This window comes from Xanthomonas sp. Leaf148 (assembly GCF_001423585.1).
Classification (GTDB): domain Bacteria; phylum Pseudomonadota; class Gammaproteobacteria; order Xanthomonadales; family Xanthomonadaceae; genus Xanthomonas.
In genome coordinates, this window is record NZ_LMOP01000011.1 from 31,472 (window position 1) to 48,364 (window position 16,893).

18 protein-coding genes and 1 other RNA gene are annotated in these 16,893 nt (G+C 60.5%); 11 read left to right on the top strand and 8 right to left on the bottom strand.

Annotated elements, in window-relative coordinates:
- The first annotated feature begins 21 nt into the window (after positions 1–21).
- Entirely contained in the window at positions 22–1,287 is a 1,266-nt protein-coding gene (locus ASF90_RS15950; protein ID WP_055852402.1) for a phospholipase D-like domain-containing protein, read from the top strand.
- A 33-nt stretch (positions 1,288–1,320) separates the two neighbouring features.
- Here the strand turns inward: ASF90_RS15950 and ASF90_RS15955 are convergent, their stop codons facing one another.
- A complete protein-coding gene (locus ASF90_RS15955; RefSeq protein WP_055852405.1) occupies positions 1,321–1,845 on the bottom strand; it encodes a hypothetical protein in 525 nt (174 codons plus the stop codon).
- A gap of 249 nt (positions 1,846–2,094) precedes the next feature.
- Here ASF90_RS15955 and ASF90_RS15960 point away from each other — a divergent pair, with 249 nt between their 5' ends.
- Positions 2,095–2,301: a hypothetical protein gene (locus ASF90_RS15960; RefSeq protein ID WP_055852407.1), complete on the top strand. Its 207-nt coding sequence runs from the start codon at positions 2,095–2,097 to the stop codon at positions 2,299–2,301.
- Positions 2,288–3,400, top strand: coding sequence for a type II toxin-antitoxin system RelE/ParE family toxin (locus ASF90_RS15965; RefSeq protein ID WP_055852409.1), 1,113 nt, complete (start codon positions 2,288–2,290; stop codon positions 3,398–3,400). The genes ASF90_RS15960 and ASF90_RS15965 overlap by 14 nt, the downstream gene beginning before the upstream one ends.
- Positions 3,401–3,529: 129 nt before the next feature.
- On the opposite strand, the gene ASF90_RS22635 is transcribed toward ASF90_RS15965, so the two are convergent.
- Both ASF90_RS22635 and ASF90_RS15970 read right to left on the bottom strand, forming a co-directional pair.
- Positions 3,530–3,606, bottom strand: a non-coding RNA gene (locus tag ASF90_RS22635) — sX9 sRNA.
- A gap of 102 nt (positions 3,607–3,708) precedes the next feature.
- A complete protein-coding gene (locus tag ASF90_RS15970) occupies positions 3,709–4,197 on the bottom strand; it encodes a hypothetical protein (protein ID WP_055852410.1) in 489 nt (162 codons plus the stop codon).
- Between the two features lie 698 nt (positions 4,198–4,895).
- Here ASF90_RS15970 and ASF90_RS15975 point away from each other — a divergent pair.
- Entirely contained in the window at positions 4,896–5,330 is a 435-nt protein-coding gene (locus ASF90_RS15975; RefSeq protein ID WP_236699285.1) for a DUF6393 family protein, read from the top strand.
- Here ASF90_RS15975 and ASF90_RS22640 read toward each other — a convergent pair.
- The gene (locus tag ASF90_RS22640; protein ID WP_156364979.1) at positions 5,317–5,604 is read right to left on the bottom strand and encodes a hypothetical protein; all 288 of its coding nucleotides are present in this window, start codon (positions 5,602–5,604) and stop codon (positions 5,317–5,319) included. The genes ASF90_RS15975 and ASF90_RS22640 overlap by 14 nt on opposite strands.
- A gap of 318 nt (positions 5,605–5,922) precedes the next feature.
- On the opposite strand from ASF90_RS22640, the gene ASF90_RS23525 reads away from it, so the two are divergent.
- Together ASF90_RS23525 and ASF90_RS15985 are read left to right on the top strand one after the other, a co-directional pair.
- Positions 5,923–6,387, top strand: coding sequence for an XVIPCD domain-containing protein (locus ASF90_RS23525; RefSeq protein ID WP_330218880.1), 465 nt, complete (start codon positions 5,923–5,925; stop codon positions 6,385–6,387).
- Positions 6,388–6,612: 225 nt separating this feature from the next.
- A complete protein-coding gene (locus ASF90_RS15985) occupies positions 6,613–8,220 on the top strand; it encodes an alpha/beta hydrolase-fold protein (protein WP_055852413.1) in 1,608 nt (535 codons plus the stop codon).
- A gap of 403 nt (positions 8,221–8,623) precedes the next feature.
- On the opposite strand, the gene ASF90_RS15990 is transcribed toward ASF90_RS15985, so the two are convergent.
- Positions 8,624–9,025: an antitoxin Xre/MbcA/ParS toxin-binding domain-containing protein gene (locus tag ASF90_RS15990; protein ID WP_055852415.1), complete on the bottom strand. Its 402-nt coding sequence runs from the start codon at positions 9,023–9,025 to the stop codon at positions 8,624–8,626.
- Positions 9,026–9,256: 231 nt separating this feature from the next.
- Between ASF90_RS15990 and ASF90_RS15995 the strand changes: the two genes are divergently transcribed.
- Positions 9,257–9,688 (top strand): hypothetical protein, encoded by a 432-nt coding sequence (locus ASF90_RS15995; RefSeq protein WP_193552571.1) that lies wholly within the window; start codon positions 9,257–9,259, stop codon positions 9,686–9,688.
- Positions 9,689–9,794: 106 nt separating this feature from the next.
- Here the strand turns inward: ASF90_RS15995 and ASF90_RS16000 are convergent, their stop codons facing one another.
- The 3 genes from ASF90_RS16000 to ASF90_RS16010 form a co-directional block, all read right to left on the bottom strand.
- Positions 9,795–10,121: a hypothetical protein gene (locus ASF90_RS16000; RefSeq protein ID WP_055852418.1), complete on the bottom strand. Its 327-nt coding sequence runs from the start codon at positions 10,119–10,121 to the stop codon at positions 9,795–9,797.
- A gap of 127 nt (positions 10,122–10,248) precedes the next feature.
- Positions 10,249–11,145, bottom strand: coding sequence for an RluA family pseudouridine synthase (locus tag ASF90_RS16005; RefSeq protein ID WP_055852421.1), 897 nt, complete (start codon positions 11,143–11,145; stop codon positions 10,249–10,251).
- Positions 11,146–11,389: 244 nt separating this feature from the next.
- On the bottom strand, positions 11,390–12,460 hold the full coding sequence (locus ASF90_RS16010) for a pectate lyase (RefSeq protein WP_236699286.1): 1,071 nt from the start codon (positions 12,458–12,460) through the stop codon (positions 11,390–11,392).
- 836 nt (positions 12,461–13,296) lie between these two features.
- Here ASF90_RS16010 and ASF90_RS16015 point away from each other — a divergent pair.
- From ASF90_RS16015 to ASF90_RS22660, 4 genes are all read left to right on the top strand, one after another.
- Complete coding sequence (locus ASF90_RS16015; RefSeq protein WP_055852424.1) at positions 13,297–14,115, top strand: restriction endonuclease; 819 nt, start codon at positions 13,297–13,299, stop codon at positions 14,113–14,115.
- A gap of 117 nt (positions 14,116–14,232) precedes the next feature.
- Positions 14,233–14,709: a TIR domain-containing protein gene (locus ASF90_RS22650; RefSeq protein ID WP_082473578.1), complete on the top strand. Its 477-nt coding sequence runs from the start codon at positions 14,233–14,235 to the stop codon at positions 14,707–14,709.
- Positions 14,710–14,900: 191 nt separating this feature from the next.
- On the top strand, positions 14,901–16,037 hold the full coding sequence (locus ASF90_RS22655) for a toll/interleukin-1 receptor domain-containing protein (RefSeq protein ID WP_082473579.1): 1,137 nt from the start codon (positions 14,901–14,903) through the stop codon (positions 16,035–16,037).
- 2 nt (positions 16,038–16,039) lie between these two features.
- Positions 16,040–16,639, top strand: a complete 600-nt coding sequence (locus ASF90_RS22660; RefSeq protein WP_153066498.1) for a hypothetical protein — start codon at positions 16,040–16,042, stop codon at positions 16,637–16,639.
- Positions 16,640–16,893 lie beyond the last annotated feature (254 nt).

Sequence of the window (16,893 nt, forward strand, 5' to 3'; positions counted from 1 at the left end):
AGGGGAATCGGAGTTGGATGCATGACATGGATCATCGTGGCCACCGTCGTCATCACCTTGCTGGTGGGGCTGCTGCTGCTCAACTTCGCCACACCTGAGAAGAAGCTCGAGCATATTCCGAGCCATTGCTACGACGTTTCGGACCCGCAGTTCAAACGCGAGATGTCGGTGTTGCTGGGGCCAGCGATCCTGCCCGGCAACAAGATCCAGGTGCTGCAGAACGGCCACGAGATCTTTCCGGCGATGCTGGCCGCCATCCGCGCAGCGCAGCACACGATCACCTTCGAAACCTACATCTACTGGTCGGGCGAGATCGGCCGCGAGTTCAGCGAGGCGCTGTCCGAGCGCGCGCGGGCCGGCGTCAAGGTGCGCGTCACCATCGACTGGGGCGGCAGTTTGAAGATGGACCCGTCGCTGGTCGAAGAGATGACCGATGCCGGCGTGGAAGTGCACCGTTACCGTCCCCTCACCTGGTACAACCTTCACCGCGTCAACAACCGCACCCATCGCAAGTTGCTGGTGATCGATGGCCGGATCGGCTTTACCGGCGGTGTGGGCGTGGCCGATCAATGGATGGGCGATGCGCAGGACCCGGAGCATTGGCGCGACTCGCATTACCGCATCGAAGGCCCGGTGGTGGCGCAGGTGCAGGCCGCCTTCAACGACAACTGGATCAAGACCACCGGCCGCGTGCTCAACGGCGCCGAGTACTACCCGCAGCTGGCGCCAGCCGGCGACAGCGATGCGCAGCTGTTCGTGGCCTCGCCGGCCGGCGGCAGCGAGAGCATGCACCTGATGTATCTGATCGCCATTGCCGCGGCACGCACGTCCATCGATCTGGCCGCGGCGTACTTCGTGCCGGATGCGCTGATCACCCGCTCGCTGCTGGAGGCGCGCAGCCGTGGCGTCAAGATCCGCGTGCTGCTGCCGGGCAAACATATCGATGCGGTGTCGGTGCGGCTGGCGTCCAAGGCCAGCTGGGAGCCGCTGCTACAGGCCGGCATCGAAATCCACGAATACCGGCCCACCATGCTGCACACCAAACTGCTGATCATCGACACCCTGCTGGTGTCGGTGGGCTCAACTAACTTCGACATCCGCTCGTTCCGCCTCAACGACGAGGCCAGCCTGAATGTCTACGACGCCACGCTGGCTGCACGCATGACCGAGGTATTCGATCGCGACCTGCAACGCGCCGAGCAGTACACGCTGGAACGCTGGCGGGCGCGGCCGCTGCGGCAGAAGCTGGGCGAAAAACTGGTGTTCCCGTTCCGTTCGCAGGTGTGATGCGGCGTCACCGACGCCGCGCACCGCACCCGCTCACATCACTGCGGAAGCCGCTGCCTGCAACCGCAGCTGGCGCAGGCGCCACCACACCCCGCCCACGTGCACCAGCGAATACAGCACCAGTGCGGCGGCAATGCCCAGGGTCAGCGGGCTGGCCTGCGACCCGGCAGCGGCAGCACCCTCGCTGAAAGCACCGGCGCCCCAGCGCCAGGCCAGCCGGCCCAGCAGCACCAGCATCAACGCACCGCCGATCCATGGATTGGGTGTGTACCAGCCGTGGCCGTCCACCCATTCGGCATGCGTGTAACGCAGCGACAACGCGCCCAGCCCGATGCCGGCCGCCGTTCCCAGCGCAACGCCCAGCCGCACCTGCGGTAATCCGTAGACCGCAAACGCCAGTGCGGCGGCGGCGATGACCAGCACCGCCGCACGCACCGCAGTGCCCACCGGCTTCCACTGCTGGCGACCGAAGCTGCGGCGGATGCGCCGGTAGTAAATGAAGGCGATGGCCGCCATCGACAGGTACGGGGTAAACGGTGCGATGGCAGCAGCGGGCATGACCAATCCTGTGTGGGTGCAGTGACGGCTGCAGGATGAAACCCGCCGGTACCGCAAACAAGGTGCCAAGTGTCACTTTCTGCGGCCGGCGGCGTATTTCACGGCGGCCGGCTCCTGGGTGCGTCGCTCTCCCGATCGCCGGTGCCATCGCCTCCGGTGAACGCCGCACACGCGCACGCCAGCCATTGCCACACGCGGATCAAGGCCGCGGCGGTAGACTTGCCGGCAGTACTCCCCCACCGCAGTGCCATGTCCGCCATCAAGCACCACGCCCAGACGTTGATCGATACGCTGCCCGACACGGCAGACTGGCAGGACGTGGTGCGCGTCGTGGGGGCGGCCAGCTTCCAGGCCGCGGTGCTGGACGGGATTGCCGCAGCCGACCAGGGCGCCATCACCGCACCGGCCCAGGTCACCGCACTGTTCGCCAGATGGGGCGTTGATGTTGCGGCGTGACTGGACCGTCCCGGCCGCCAAGCAGCTCGCCCACGCCCAGGATCATTACCACGCGCTCAACCCGACCATTGCCGCGGCGATGGCGCGGCATGTGCTGGACGCCACCCGCACCCTGGCCGAGCAGCCCGGGCGTGGCCACGCCGGCCGCGTGCCCGGTACCCGCGAGTGGGTGGTCAAGCACACGCCCTACGTGCTGGTTTACCGCGTGCGCGACGACGCGCTGCAACTGCTGCACGTCCATCTGGACCCCAGCGACTGGCTGCCCCGCAGCGAGCCGCTGATCGAACGCATCGAGCCGTGGATCGCCGCGCTGATCAGCGCGCTGCTGCATGTGCTGATGCTGCTGATCCTGCTGTCCGCCTCCACCCCCAGCATGACCCCGCCGCAAGGCTCGGCCAGCGGTGGCCGCACCAAGGTGGACTTTGTCGGCGACACCGATCAGCCGCAGCAACCCACCCCCTCCCCGACGCCCACACCGCCCTCGCAGACGCCTGCGCCGGTGCAGCCGCCGCCGGCCGCCTCACCGCTGCAATCCACGCTGGTCCAGAACGCCAAGAACCCGGTGCCGCCGCAGGGCAACACCCGCCGCGGCAGCCTGGCCGAGCAGCGCCGTGCACGCCCGGTGCAGCGCCCCACCCCGCCGCAACCGCCAGCCGAACCGTCATCGCCGCCGCAGCGCCGCCCCGAAACCTGGACCGGCCGCCCACCGGGCATGCTCGACGAACCCGCCGATGCCGCCGAAGACGGCAGCGCCAACACGCCCACCATCAGCGAAGGCCGCCGCCGCGACCGCAGCAACGCCCAGCCCAGCATGGATATCGGCGGTTTCCAGGTCTATTACGACGTGCGTAGCGAAACCCAGCTGCGCGCGTGGAAGGAACAGGGCATGCAGGAGATCGCCATCATCCTGCCCGGCACCCAGCAACGCATGGTCTGCCCGCTGGATGTCGCGCTCAAACGCGGCTCCAGCAAATGCCGCCTGCTGCCGCCGGATTCGCCGGAATTGAAGAACATCGGCGACGCCCGCGAGGTCATCAACATGATGGAGGTCTACCGCCAGGGCGAGCCGGTCTGGCGCGGGCCGGGGCCGTATCGGTAATGCGTGGATCTGTGTCTGCCACACATGTCGGCAGGCAATCCCGCTGTGCTCCAGAAACGCTCACCGAAAACCGCGGCAGCGTTGCCCATCGCCAGCACACCGCAACCGAACGCGCCGACCATTTAGAGCGGCTAACACAACGTAGCGAGCAGTCGTCAGGTGGGTGTGGACGGCGCGCTCAGAACCGGAATGTACGGGTGGTACATGCCGCTTCCGAGCACCGGCCGCGCCCGCCTGGCGGTGAGCACAGTAGGTTTTTTAGCTGCCCTTAGTCAGCGCGTTCGGCGGCAATTCGCACGTCGCGCAGATCAGCGCCCCTGGTCTTTGCCCAGCTGGGTGCCCAGTTTTCCATTGAACGGCGCCGGATCGCTGGTGACCAGGCAGTTATAGGGCTTGTCGCTGTTGAGAACGAGCACCGATGACTTGGGGCCCTTGAAATTCAGCCCGATCGAAAACAGCACATAGGTATTGGGCAACGCGCTCGGGCGAAACGCGCCGAAGGCATATTCGCCAGACAACCCCAACGGGGACAGCGGCACCGTCAGCATCAGCGGCTGTGTCACGACGGGCGAGGGAAGCGACGACGAGGCGGTCATGATCAGGGACTGCGCATCGATGGAATACGTGGTGGTGACCACCATCCCCAGATACTTGGAACTCGGCGCCGCAACCTGCTTACGACATGCGGCAATGTCTTCCGGCTTCTTGTCTTCCTGCCCGCTCTGCAGCGTGGCGAAGACATGGGTCAGTGTGACCTTGTCCGTCCCGGTGACTGGTGCTGCAACGGCAGCGTCCATGCACAATGCGGCCACGGCCAGTGTGAGGCCACCTGTCGCAAGCGCACAGCGATAGCTGGATTTACTTTTCATTTCGATCACTCCTTGGTGTGTGATGCAAGGCCTCGGCAGCGACTGTTAGCGCTGCCGCCACTTGCCCCTTGAATGAATATTCGCAACGGCACCTGTGCATAACGCCAAGCGGCAGATGATCGATTGCGTTCGATGACCTCTTGCGTATGCGTGGGAAGCACCACATCTACAGCACCCAGCTGGATGCGCCCCTGGCATGTCAATCTTTGGAGACCGGCACGCAGCAAACCCGGCAAATCGTCTCAACAACTTCGTTGCGTGATGCAGTTGGGAATTAGGAAGTAAACGCGGCGACTTCCACTGTTCACTTCAGGCATCAGTCGAGACGAACGACTATATGGAGCATTTGGGGGCCTACCATTTCTAGTCGTGCTACCGAAGTTTGGCCACCTATTTGACGAGATATGGATTACAGGAATATCCAATCCATACATTTGGATGCACCAAAATTGCGCTCTTTCCAAGTTAACCCTGGCGACCCAGCTCACCCATGCGTCAAAGGCCAAGAGCGTGTAGTACGCTAGGCTCGTCCGTTTTTAAGGAAGGTTGATGTCCTAGACTACCTGGGGAAAGCCCAAGACCTCTCGGGCATTTTATTCTAGTGATTAGTTGCATCAGGAGTCGCCATGCCACGCATCATGCTAAACGGTTGGGCTGCAACGCTCGCACTTATCTGGCTTGCGCTCCCGCTTTCGTCCTGCGCCAATACAGATACCGCACGCACCGCTTCGACACAGGAAGACACGATGAAATCAGGAGCCAGCCCAATGCTTGACGAGATTTATGCATCCAAAAAGCCCGTCCGATTCGAACAGGTCGACGTAAGCAGCACCGTTGCCAAGTACATCCCTTTGGGGGCGACGAAGTCGGTGGTGCTGGAGACATTCGGCAAAGCTCCAACTTCAAAGATTGTTGAAGACACTGCAGACAAGGTGGTCATCAGGGACAACAGGGGGCAGGCAATGCTTGATCCAGATGCACGTTCCATCGTGATGACGTTTTCTTTGGATACCGGCGGCAAGGTGACACACATCGACGCCGTCCACATCAAGAATCAGTAAGCCAACGGAGAACGTCATGGACGAGAAGATCGAAGTTGGATACCGCAACATCGGGGCTGCGCTGGGTAAGGAATACCACCACAAATTCCTTCTCTACACCGATAAGGAAGGCAACCAGCACACCATCAGCGGCTGGACCGGCGATGAGCACCCTGGACTGCCGTATGGGCGGATGCACGTCGAGGCTAACCTGCCCTATGACCGGGCCAACCCCGATCATCCGGACAACCCGAATGCGGTTGGACAAAAGCAATACCGCGAAGAGATCGCACATGGTGCGGACTTGTCAGCAACGTGGGTAAGCATGGTCGCCAATGCCAAGAGCAAGGATGACAACTACCCCTACGATCCCCAGTTGCAAAACTCCAACACACTGGCCGATAGCGTGCTGCGGGATGTACGACTTCCGGAACCGAAGAACGACGGCGTTTTCGGCCATTGGGCGCCTGCATCGGGACGACAGCTCGACGAATCGATCCAGCCCTCGGTGCCAGGACTAGGCAACTCGGGACGCACCTTCAGCGCAGGTGGAGCACCTCTCGATCCGCAGCAAGAAGAGCGGCTGCGTGATGACCCATTGTTCAAGCAAGCCTTGGCCGGGCTCGATAAGCTCGGCCCGGATGCCGGCATCTACACCAACCAGCAAGACAAGGAACGCATTGCAGGTGCCCTGGCGGTCCAGGCCAAACTCAATCGCCCGCCTCTACCCGAGATCCAGGACGTCATTCCCAGTCAAACGAACGGCAATTTTTTCGCAACGTACAAGAATCCTGGGAACGACATGGATGTGTTGCGCACGCATGTGGACAAAGCCGAAGCCGTCAATCAGCCCTTGGCCGAGAATCTGCAGAAACTCGAAGTTGCAAATCAGCAGACCGTGCAGACATCTACGCAAGAGGCATCACGCGCAGTGGAACAACCAAGTCATGGTGCGCTTGGAATGCGGTGGGCAGCAGCTGGAAATGCGATTGTATTGCGCTGCTCCCTTAGCTCACCGACGCAGCACGCTTACAGCCACAGTTCCAGGCTGCCTGGCGCGTCGGCGTTGCTCATTTGAGCTGCTTGGCGACCGGAGTCGGCAACTCTAGATGCCCACAGTGCAGTGGACTTCCTCAGGCGCTATTACTCCCGTCGCTCGCGCCGCCTGAGTAAGTTTCACGTTACTCAGATCGGATACGGTGACTAGATCTCGCGATTGCAGCACGCGCCACGCTGCAAACTGGCTACAGTCCGCCCAGGGCCGCCACGCCCACTCCATCCATCTGCGTCTCAAAGGATCCGCATGTCTCTGCACCGTCTTGCACCTCGCCTTGGGCTGGCCGTTGGCCTGCTGTGCGCCTGCGCCGCGCACGCCGCCGAGCCGGTGGCCGCGCATCGCCTGCTGCGCGTCACCCTTGGCGGCGCCACCGACCAGCCCGTCTCCGGGCGGCTGCTAGTGTTCGCCACCCTGGCCAAGGACGCGCAGGCGCAGGCCAAGGACGGCAAGGTGGAGGCGGTGGATACCAACCCGTTCCGTCCCAGTGCCACCACGGTGGCCGCGCAGGAGGTTGCCGGGCTAGCGCCGGGGGCCAGCGTGCAGATCGATCTGGACAACATCGCCTACCCGAACGGGTTCTCTGCGCTGCCGGCCGGCGCCTATCTGTTCCAGGCCGTGCTGGACCCGGACCGCAGCTATGGCTACAGCGGCCGCGATGGCGGCGACCTGCTGAGCGCGGTGACGGCGGTCACCCTGGGCAAAGGCGCAGCGCTGCCGGCACTGACGCTGAGCACAAAAGTGCCCGTCTCGGACGACCCGTGGCAGGTGTCGCCACGCGCACCGCAGGCTGTGCGCGATGCCGTGCCCGAGGCCAAGCTGCACACCAACGATGCCTCGATGGTGAGTCCGTCGCTGAGCGCGTTTTGGGGCCGGCCGGTCTCGCTGCGCGCACGCGTGCTCACCCCACCCGGCTATGACGCCAAAGCCCGCACGCGCTACCCAACCGTGTATGTCACCCACGGCTTCGGCGGCAACTACAACCGCTTTGCCGGCAGCATCGCCGCCACCTGGAGCGCGATGGCGGCCAAGCAGATGCCGCCGATGATCTGGGTGTTCCTGGATCAGGCCACGCCCACCGGCACCCACGAGTTCGCCGACTCGGTCAACAATGGCCCCTGGGGCACCGCGCTGACCGAAGAGCTGATCCCGGCGCTGGAGCGCCAGTACAAGATGGACGGCAAGGCCAGCGGCCGGTTCTTGACCGGGCACTCGTCCGGCGGCTGGGCCACGCTGTGGCTGCAGACGCGCTACCCCAAACTGTTCGGCGGCACCTGGTCCACCTCGCCCGATTCCAGCGACTTCCGCGACTTCACCGGCCCGGATCTGTACGCGCCCAATGCCAACGTCTACCGGCGCCCCGACGGCAGCCAGTTCCCGCTGGTCCGCGATGGGGGCAAGGTGGTGGCCGAGCTGGAAACCTTCGCCAAGCTCGAACGTGTGCTCGGCCCGTACGGCGGCCAGCTCACCTCGTTCGAGTGGGTGTTCTCCCCGCGCGGCGCCGACGGCCGCCCGGTGCCGATGTTCGACCGCGACACCGGCAAGGTCGACCCGGCCGTGGCGGCCTACTGGCGCACGCATTACGACATCGCCGCCCGCGTGGCCGCGCAATGGCCCACGCTCAAGCCGGACCTGGACGGCAAGATTCACCTGATTGTCGGCACTGCCGACACGTTCTACCTGGACGGCGCGGCGCATAAATTCCAGTCGGTGCTGGACGGCCTGGGCGCCAAGAGCGACTTCCGCTATCTGGAAGGCCGCAGCCACTTCGACCTGTACAAGGAAGGCGACGACGGCAACGCCCTGATGAAGAAGATCGCCGCGGAAATGTACGCAGTGGCGCGACCGAAGCAGTAACTGCGCCGCTGCACCGCTGGTGCCACCTAGTGGCGTCCCGGCGGTGCGCGCGACTGATTTCGCTCAGACGATTAACTCGATATCTGCGCCTGCGCTGCAACACCGCACGGCGCAGCAGCGCGCTCGTGCAACCGCATGCAGGGCTGCTACGTGCAGCAACGCACCTGCGCACCGCGATGCAGTGTGCCAACGTGCTGCGCACGACGCGCAAGATGCCTGGCATTGACCACACCGCGCGCTGACGACACCGCGTGCATCGTCGCCTTACCGCTGAGAGCAGCTAAAAACACGTCGCAAGCAGTCGTCAGGTGGCTCTGGACGACGCGCCCATCACCGGTCTGCACGCGTGCACCGAACACCGGCCAACCCGCCATGCGGTGAGTACAGTCGGTTTCTCAGCTGCTCACGCCGAGCGCTTTGGCAATTCCCACTCCATCTGCTGGCGCAACACCAGCAGCAACACCTTGAGACTGCCGGAGCGAACCAATGCGGCGGGGGTCTGGCCGTCCAGCGCGTTCATCGGTTCGCGAAACCAGCGGATCAGCGCCTCGTTATTGCCGCCGTGCAGTGCCCAGGCGTGGCACACGATCTCGCCCAGCGCCTCGATCCCGGCACCGCCCAGCAACTTGAGATGCTCCGGGCTGAATTTGAACAGCGACAGCACCAGCTCGGCGTCGGCGGCCTTGCCGTGATCGACCGCCATCTGCGCGCTGTGCGCCGTGCTGTAGCTGGACGGCTGTGCGCGCAGGGCTTCGGCCCGGCGCATGCCAATGAGCAGTGAGTCAATCAGGTCGGCGCGTTCCACGGTGCAGTCCGGCAGTGTCTAGCGCGCACGCTAACGGTGCGGCTGACCGCGCTCAATCAGGAGTCTCCCGACAGCCGTTGCGTCAGTCAGCCGGCATTGCCATCGGCAGTCTTTAACAACCGCCTTGCTAGCATCTGGGCGCGTTGCTGGTGGCGCCGGGTGACCCGGGCCGCCGTTTCTGGAGTGTCATCTCATGAGGAGTCGCCGATGAACTGGAAGTCCGCCGTTGCCCTGCTTGCCCTGTCCGCCACCGCCGTGCCGGCGCTGGCCCAATCCGACCGGCAAGTCGCCGAAGACATGATCACCCGCTCGGCCAATGTCTGCCCCGGCCACAGCACCGAGCGCACCAGCCCCACCGTCAAGGCCGTGCCCGTCGGCGCGCTGCGCGTGATGCTGGAGCGTGGCCTGGTGATGTGCCCCGACCGCCGCCTGGATGCCGCCGCTCCGGCCGTGTTCTATGGCCGCCTGGGCGTGTTCGCCTGGAACCCGGAAGTACCCGCCGGCAAGACCGTGATCGTCAAGCAGATCGACACGATGACCCGCAAGGACGACTACCCGGTCGAAACGCTGGTGTGGGACGCCAAGGGCACCGCACTCAAGCAGCAGACCGTGCCGATGTTCGAACCACGGCCCGGTGCGGCGGTGTTGTACAAGGTGCGTTGAGGCTATCCGGCGCTACGCGCCGGAACCGTTTCAGCCGGCATCCCGTGCGATGCCGGCACCCGTCGGGGCCGCATGCACGCGCGCGCCCCGGCATCTGATATCTGCACTACCGCTTGCTACCGCGCGCTAGCGATACCCGCACTGCGCAATCATCGCTAAGCCGCTGCGCGTGGATCTGGTCGACGACCACGCGCACCGCGCGTGCGGCATTGAAAATGTTCTCGCCCAGCACCGACAGGCTGGTGGCATCCAATGACTTACCGCTGCACACCGCCACCATGTCGCTCTGCGCGGTGATCGTGCGCAGCAGCGTGTGGAACTGGTCGATCTGCGCGACGGTGACGCCGAAGGTGAAGTCGTCGTGCATCGGTCGGTTATTCGCCAGCACGGCATCTGCCCGCTTGGCGGTCTTGCGGTGTTTCAATGTCGTCATGGCACTCGCGCTCGACGTGTGCGGGCGGGATGCCCGCGAGCTCACGCTAGCGCGTTATCCCGAATATCTGAAAATCAGATAATGCGGGCATATTTTAGTAGCCCACGTCGGTGTAGTGCCATCGTTTTCAGGTTGACTGTATTGGCCCGACCGTCGCGGTGAAGTGCCGCGGCTCCCCCGTGAGCGGGTCATCGAATGCCAGCGTCTGCGCGAACAGTTGCAACGGCCGTTCTGGATCATCTGGCCGCTGGTCTTCCAGATCGGGATAGAAGCGGTCATGCAGGATCGGTGCGCCCAGCGCGGCCATATGCACGCGTAACTGATGCTTGCGCCCGGTGACCGGCTCCAACCGATAGATCCACGCGTCTGCGCCGCGCGCCACTACATCGATCACTGTCTCACTATTCGGTTCGCCCACGCACTCGCGCATGCGAAAGAACGGCTCGCCCGACTCAAGCCGGCTGCGATGCACATACGGAAACGTCAGCCCCGGCAGCGGCGGCGCCACCGCCAGATAGTGCTTGCGAATGCGTCGCTCGCGAAACAACGCCTGGTAGATCCCGCGTGTCGCCGGGTTGGCCGAGAACAGCACCAGCCCGGCGGTATCGCGGTCGATGCGGTGCAACGGCACCAGCGCCGGGTTATCCAGGCGCTGTACCAACCGGGTCAGCAGCGTTTGGCGCACGTACGCACCAGCAGGTACCACGGGCAGAAAATGCGGCTTGCAGGCCACGACGATATGCGCGTCGGCATGTACCACCGTTTCCGTTGCCGTGATGATCGGCTCGTCCGCGACTTCGCGAAAATAATAGATCTCTGCGCCAAGCCGATACGGCGTGGCGATATCCAACGCCTGCTGCTGGTCATCCAGCACGCGTCCACGCGCGAAGCGATCGCGCCACGTCTCAGCCGACACGCCAGGAAAGCACGCACATAGCGCCTGCAGCACCGTGTGCCAAGGGCCGGACGGCAGCTGGAACTGGCTGGCAGGAATGCCATCGAGGGTCGGACGGGGAGCGGACATGGCGACGGCGGCAGCGCACTCAAACAATTGAATGGGATCGTACCTTGCCGCACCGACTATCACTGCAACGTGCCTGCCTCACTGATCAGGGAATGCGATTCCCAAGCGATCTCCAAGCGGCGCGTTGGCGGACAACGCATCCCCTTGCCGCTTAGCTTGCGGGCATGTATGTCGCGTGTACTGATCCCGACGCACGTGTCGACACCATGCATGCGGCGCAGGCCCGTGCCTGCGCCGCATGCCGCTACAACAGCCCGGTTCCTACGTCTGCCAGCACTGCGGCTGGCACCTCCGACGTCGGCAGCAGCGCGTACGTATACGGCGGCTTCCAGCCGATCGCCGTGTTGAGTGTGCAGACCATGGGCACGCCGTTGACCTGCGAACCACGATCGACATACCTGCCGCCACCGATGTCCTGCACCACATCCTTGCAGCCACTGGCACCGCCCACCAGGAAGGTGTTGTTCTCCGACAGAATCGCCGACTGGATCGCCACACCATGCGCATAGTTGAACGGATAGTCCGGATCGGCCTTGTCGCCCAGGTGCAGATTGTTGAACAGGTGGATCTGGCCATAACGCCCACGCGGGCCGCGTGATGCCACCGCGTTGAACAGCGAATCGTGGATGGTGACCTTCAACTTGCCCACATCGCCACGGTCGGTCTTGTCGGTGGAGCCAATCAGCGTGTTCTTCTCGTGGTGATCGAAGAACGTGTGCGAGATGGTCACGTAGTTGGCACCATTCTTGACGTCCAGCGCGCCATCGTGATGTTGCACATGGCGGCCATTGGCGACTTCGTTGCGATCATCCAGCCGACGTCCATCGGTGAACACCATATGGTCGATCCATACATTGCTGGCACCGTCGATGGTCAGCCCATCGAACTCTGAATTCCAGTTGCCCAGCTTGCCGTCGGTCGGATCCCACAGCGGCTCCGGGTCCCAAGGGTTTTCGATGTTGAGGTTGCGCAGGATGACATCGTTGCTCTTGACCAGCAGATAGCCTTCGATGATCCAGGCATCGGCTCCCACCCCGATCAGCGTAGTTTTGGCCGGAATCTCCAGGCGCGCGCGCTGCTTCATTTCGGCCTTGGTGGCATAGGCCACACCGCCACTGACGTCGATGACGCCTTGCACATAGATCAGGCGTCCGCCCGCACCGACCGGTGCGCGCAACGCCATCCTGAGCGCATCGGCATCGGCGACCACGAACGTATCTGCCAGCGCCGCTGCGCTGCCGCCACGCGTCCCACCATTTTGCGTTGCCCACCCGGTGCTGGCCACCTCACGCGCAGGATCGGCCAACGCCGCCATGCTCGCCACACACAGGCACGCACCACAAACGGCGCGCAGCATCCCACTTCGCGCAAGAGTCTTGCTCGATTCAATCTTCATGTTGTCCCCATGACGCATGCAAGAGATTGCCTGCCGCACGCACGTCGCAAGACGAAGACGGCAGGCATGCTGGCCATCGGCAACACCGCTGTTATTGCAGGGTGCCGCGATGGCGGGCGAAATCTAGCAAAACAGACTCAACCGCAAACGACTATTCACTTATAAATTGCGCGTGTGTTGCGTTTTGCTGCGCAGCGAACCCATCGCGGGTGATGGCATGCACACAAATCCACAATGCGCCGACGCATGTCACGCGAGCCATTGGGACAACGTTGAAGACATTGCGCAAAACGCACAGCGCCTGCATCGCAACGCGCGCTGTTGGGACGTGTACGGTGTCGAAAAAAAGACACATCGAAGACCGTCTGCTTACAACTTGCCGACGCTGGCTTTGTCCGTGGCATCGACAGCCGCTTCATGCAATGGGATCGCGCTTTGCCGTGCCGATTCTCTCTGCAGGATGTCTCTCTCTCCGATCACGGAGGAAGAGGTTCGAGCCATACCCATACGATGCGTTGGCAGACAACGTTCACAACAAGATCGACTGCACCGGATTGGTCGCATCCCATACCTACACGCGCAAGAGCGCGGCCAGACGCACAAGCGAGCTCAAGCTTCTAGTGACAAATTTAGTGTTTCTTCGATCGCGTGCATCGCGCAGATCGTTGATGGGACGTTGTTCGCATCGGCAGGAGCGCTCTGCTGACAAAACACGTCTCAGCAGCTATGGTCGAACTTGGAACGGGGGTTCTTGCATGGGACGCAGAAAGAAACAGAGCGGATTTGAAGCGTTGGCCGCATTGCCGTGGCCGGCCGCCTTCGTTGCGGGAATCGCCGCGTATCTCGCAGTGCGCTACGGCATCACCTGGTGGTTCTCTCAGCACGGCGGGATGCTGTCGCAAGGTATTGCCCAGCAATCAGATGGCATGTTCGCGCCCTTGGCGTGGATGCTGCTCGGCATCTGCTGGCTCGCCGCGTTGTTCTCCTACCTGGGCGCACGCAGCCGCCGACGCTTTCTGGAAACACGCACCACGCTGGAGAGCCTGGCGGCCGGTGGCTGGCGCCAGTTCGAACAACTGGTGGGCGACGCCTTTCGCCGACAAGGCTATAGCGTCGAAGAAACCGGCCTGGGCGGCCCCGACGGCGGCATCGACCTGATCCTGCGCAAGGACGGCCGCCGTACGCTGGTGCAATGCAAGCAATGGAAGCGCCAGCAGGTCGGCGTCAGCGTCGTACGCGAAATGTTCGGCCTGCTAGCCCATCACCAGGCTCACGCGGTCAAGATCGCCTGTATCGGCAGGTACACCAAGGATGCAGAGCACTTCGCCCAAGGCAAGCCGATTGAATTGATTGGCGGCGAACAGTTGTTGGGGATGATTCGAGCGGTGCAACAAGCGCTAGCGCAGCCAGCACCATCATGCGTTGAACCTGTATTTGCTTCCAATACCTCTCCGACCATCGCGTCACTAACGTGCCCGCGCTGCGGTAGCACGCTTGTACAGAGAAAGAATCGTTACACCCGCGAGGACTTCATGGGCTGCACCCAATTACCGAAGTGCAGAGGGAGTGCATGATCAAAATACATCCATCCTTTAATTTTTTTAGTTATCGGATAAAACAATATTTACACCTCAAGTATATTAGTCGTTTATCAGCTCGACCCACTCCACAACAGCGACGAGGAAATTAACATGTCAGAGAAATGCTTTCTTAGCTTCCATTACAAGCAGGACAATTGGCGCGTCTCGCAGGTAAAACAGATCGGAGCCATAGATGAACAGCCGTTGCTAGATGCAAATAAGTGGGAAGAGGTAAAAAAGAAGGGTGATGCAGCAATCGAGAAATGGATAGCGGACAATATGAAGGGCAAAAAATGTCTCGTCGTGTTGGTTGGCGAGAAAACAGCCGGACGCCGCTGGGTGAAGCATGAGATCAAAAAAGCATGGAAAGATGGCCTGGGAGTTCTTGCAATTTATGTCCACAACTTGAAAGACTCGAATGGAAATCAATCTTCCAAGGGTTCTAATCCATTTTCTGGCCTCACTGTTGATGGGGAAGCTATCGTGGGTAAGGTCTACGACCCACCGTACACTATCAGCACTAATGTTTATGACCACATAAAATCAAATATTGAAACGTGGATCAATGACGCAGTTAAAGCTCGATAGAAAATAAAGCTCAACACCTAAGTAACAAAGTTTTTAAGCCGGCATAACATCTTGATCGATATGCCGGCTATTTTTTAATACCGGCGACATCCTTGGTTTTTTTAGAATTTTCAACCTTGAGTCAACCAAAATCAATCAATTGGCAAGGCAATCATTGGTCACCAGCTTGTAACGAATTCACGAGAGAAAACATGAGCGCAATTTACGAGATTATAATATACAGCGATCCCAACGATTCTCTGGCAGACACTTTTCACGTAAAAATAGCTGAAATGATTGAGCCTTTTGGATTGCAATTAGGTCGAGATGTAGCTTGGATCTTGAATCCGGAAAAACTATCCATCAAAGAAACAATTCCGGCTGTGGTGCTTTACCTTAGCCCCAATAACGCTCCACCCCCTGCGAGCTTACTCGCCGCAAAAATACCTATTTTGCCTGTAGCTTCAAGTTTTGACGAAGTTTCCCACGTAATTCCAGAGGGCTTAAGGCATCTCAACTGTCTTGGAATCGCAGAACAAGGATTAGAGCGCGGGGTGAGCGTATTGCTCGAAACACTCAATTTGCTGCCGCGTCAAAGACGGATCTTTTTAAGCTATAAACGCAACGAAGCAAAAGAAGCAGCGGTGCAATTAGCTGACGCTCTGGCAAATCGCCAATTCGAGGTTTTCTTGGATACCAGGGGTGTACCCCCTGCAGAAGACTTTCAAGCGCAGTTGTGGCACAGGCTTTGTGACTGCGACGTTTTGTTGATGCTTCATACTCCTAGTTACTTTCAAAGCCGCTGGACTTCAGCTGAATTTGGTCGAGCTTTAGCAAAACACATCCCAGTGCTGAACGTGACTTGGCCTGACGATACTCCCGACAAACGCACCCAAACAGCGGCACGAGCCGAGCTATTGGACGAGGAAATAGATAAGGAAAGTGGACGCCTCACGGAAGCGGCTATTGATCGGATTTCACAGCAATTGGAAAAACTTCGCGCGCGAAGCCATGCGATTCGAAATATTAATTTAATTAGCAGACTACGTACAGCAGTGCTTCAGGTGGGAGGCCAAATGCGTGGGCAGGGATATCAGAACTCCGTCCATATAGAACTCGCGGATGGGAGCTTGATTCGTCTCTTCCCTAATATAGGTGTTCCTACATCAGACATTTTACATTTGGCGTCGTCTAACAAAGGTGCAATGGAAGCTGCAGTGGCGTACGACGAAATTGGCATACTTTCTACATGGGTTGAACATCTGGATTGGTTAGGACAACATATTCCCGGCGTGCGCTGGGTCAAGGCTAGCAATGCCGCTTGGCAGTTTGCAGATTGGAGGGATTGATAGTGCGTATTTTTCTGTCAGCCAGCGTCCCCAAGGTGGGTCGTGGAAATTTTTATGAAGACAGTGACCCGTTTTTAATTCAGGTTGCCGTGCGCGAGTTGGTGACCAGCATCATTCGTTACCACACATTAATTTGGGGTGGGCACCCGTCCGTAACCCCAATGATTTGGTCAGTTTGTCAGGATCTAGGAGTTAACTACTCTGAAAGCGTACGCTTGTATCAGAGTATTTTTTTTGAAGACGACTTTCCAAAGGAAAATGAAAAATTCGATAATGTCATTTATGTAGATCGTGTGGGTGATGACATGACTGCAAGTTTGGCTGAAATGAGAACCCGGATGTTGACCGACCAAAGTTTTGGTGCGGGAGTTTTCATAGGTGGCATGGATGGGATTGAACAGGAATATTCCTTGTTCCGGGAGCATAATGCCGATGCCAAGCGAATTATTCTTACTGCGCCGGGCGGCGCAGCCCAGCAACTGGGATCTTATTTAACGAAGGACGACGCGATCATTAGCAATACGGTCGACTTCGCAAAGTTATTCGATGAAATCTTTCCGCCACCTTCGCCAAGTCCAAGGCGTACTTTTGGTATGCGGTAGTAGCAAGCTTGATCTAGGAGAGCTCTGATAACGGCGTTTGGTTAATTTTTGAGCGGCCAAGCGGCTTTCACATTTGAGCTGCCGTTAAGGGGAAATCTTGACCTCCCATACATGCCCCCACCCGCCATCCTCGGCGCAGCTCAACTGGAGAACACGTGATAATGAAGTAGATGGGCACCGCGCCGGCCGCGGCACTGCTGATAAGCGATTGCACCAAGGTGGAAGGCACGAAGTTCGTCGGCTATTGAGTCAAG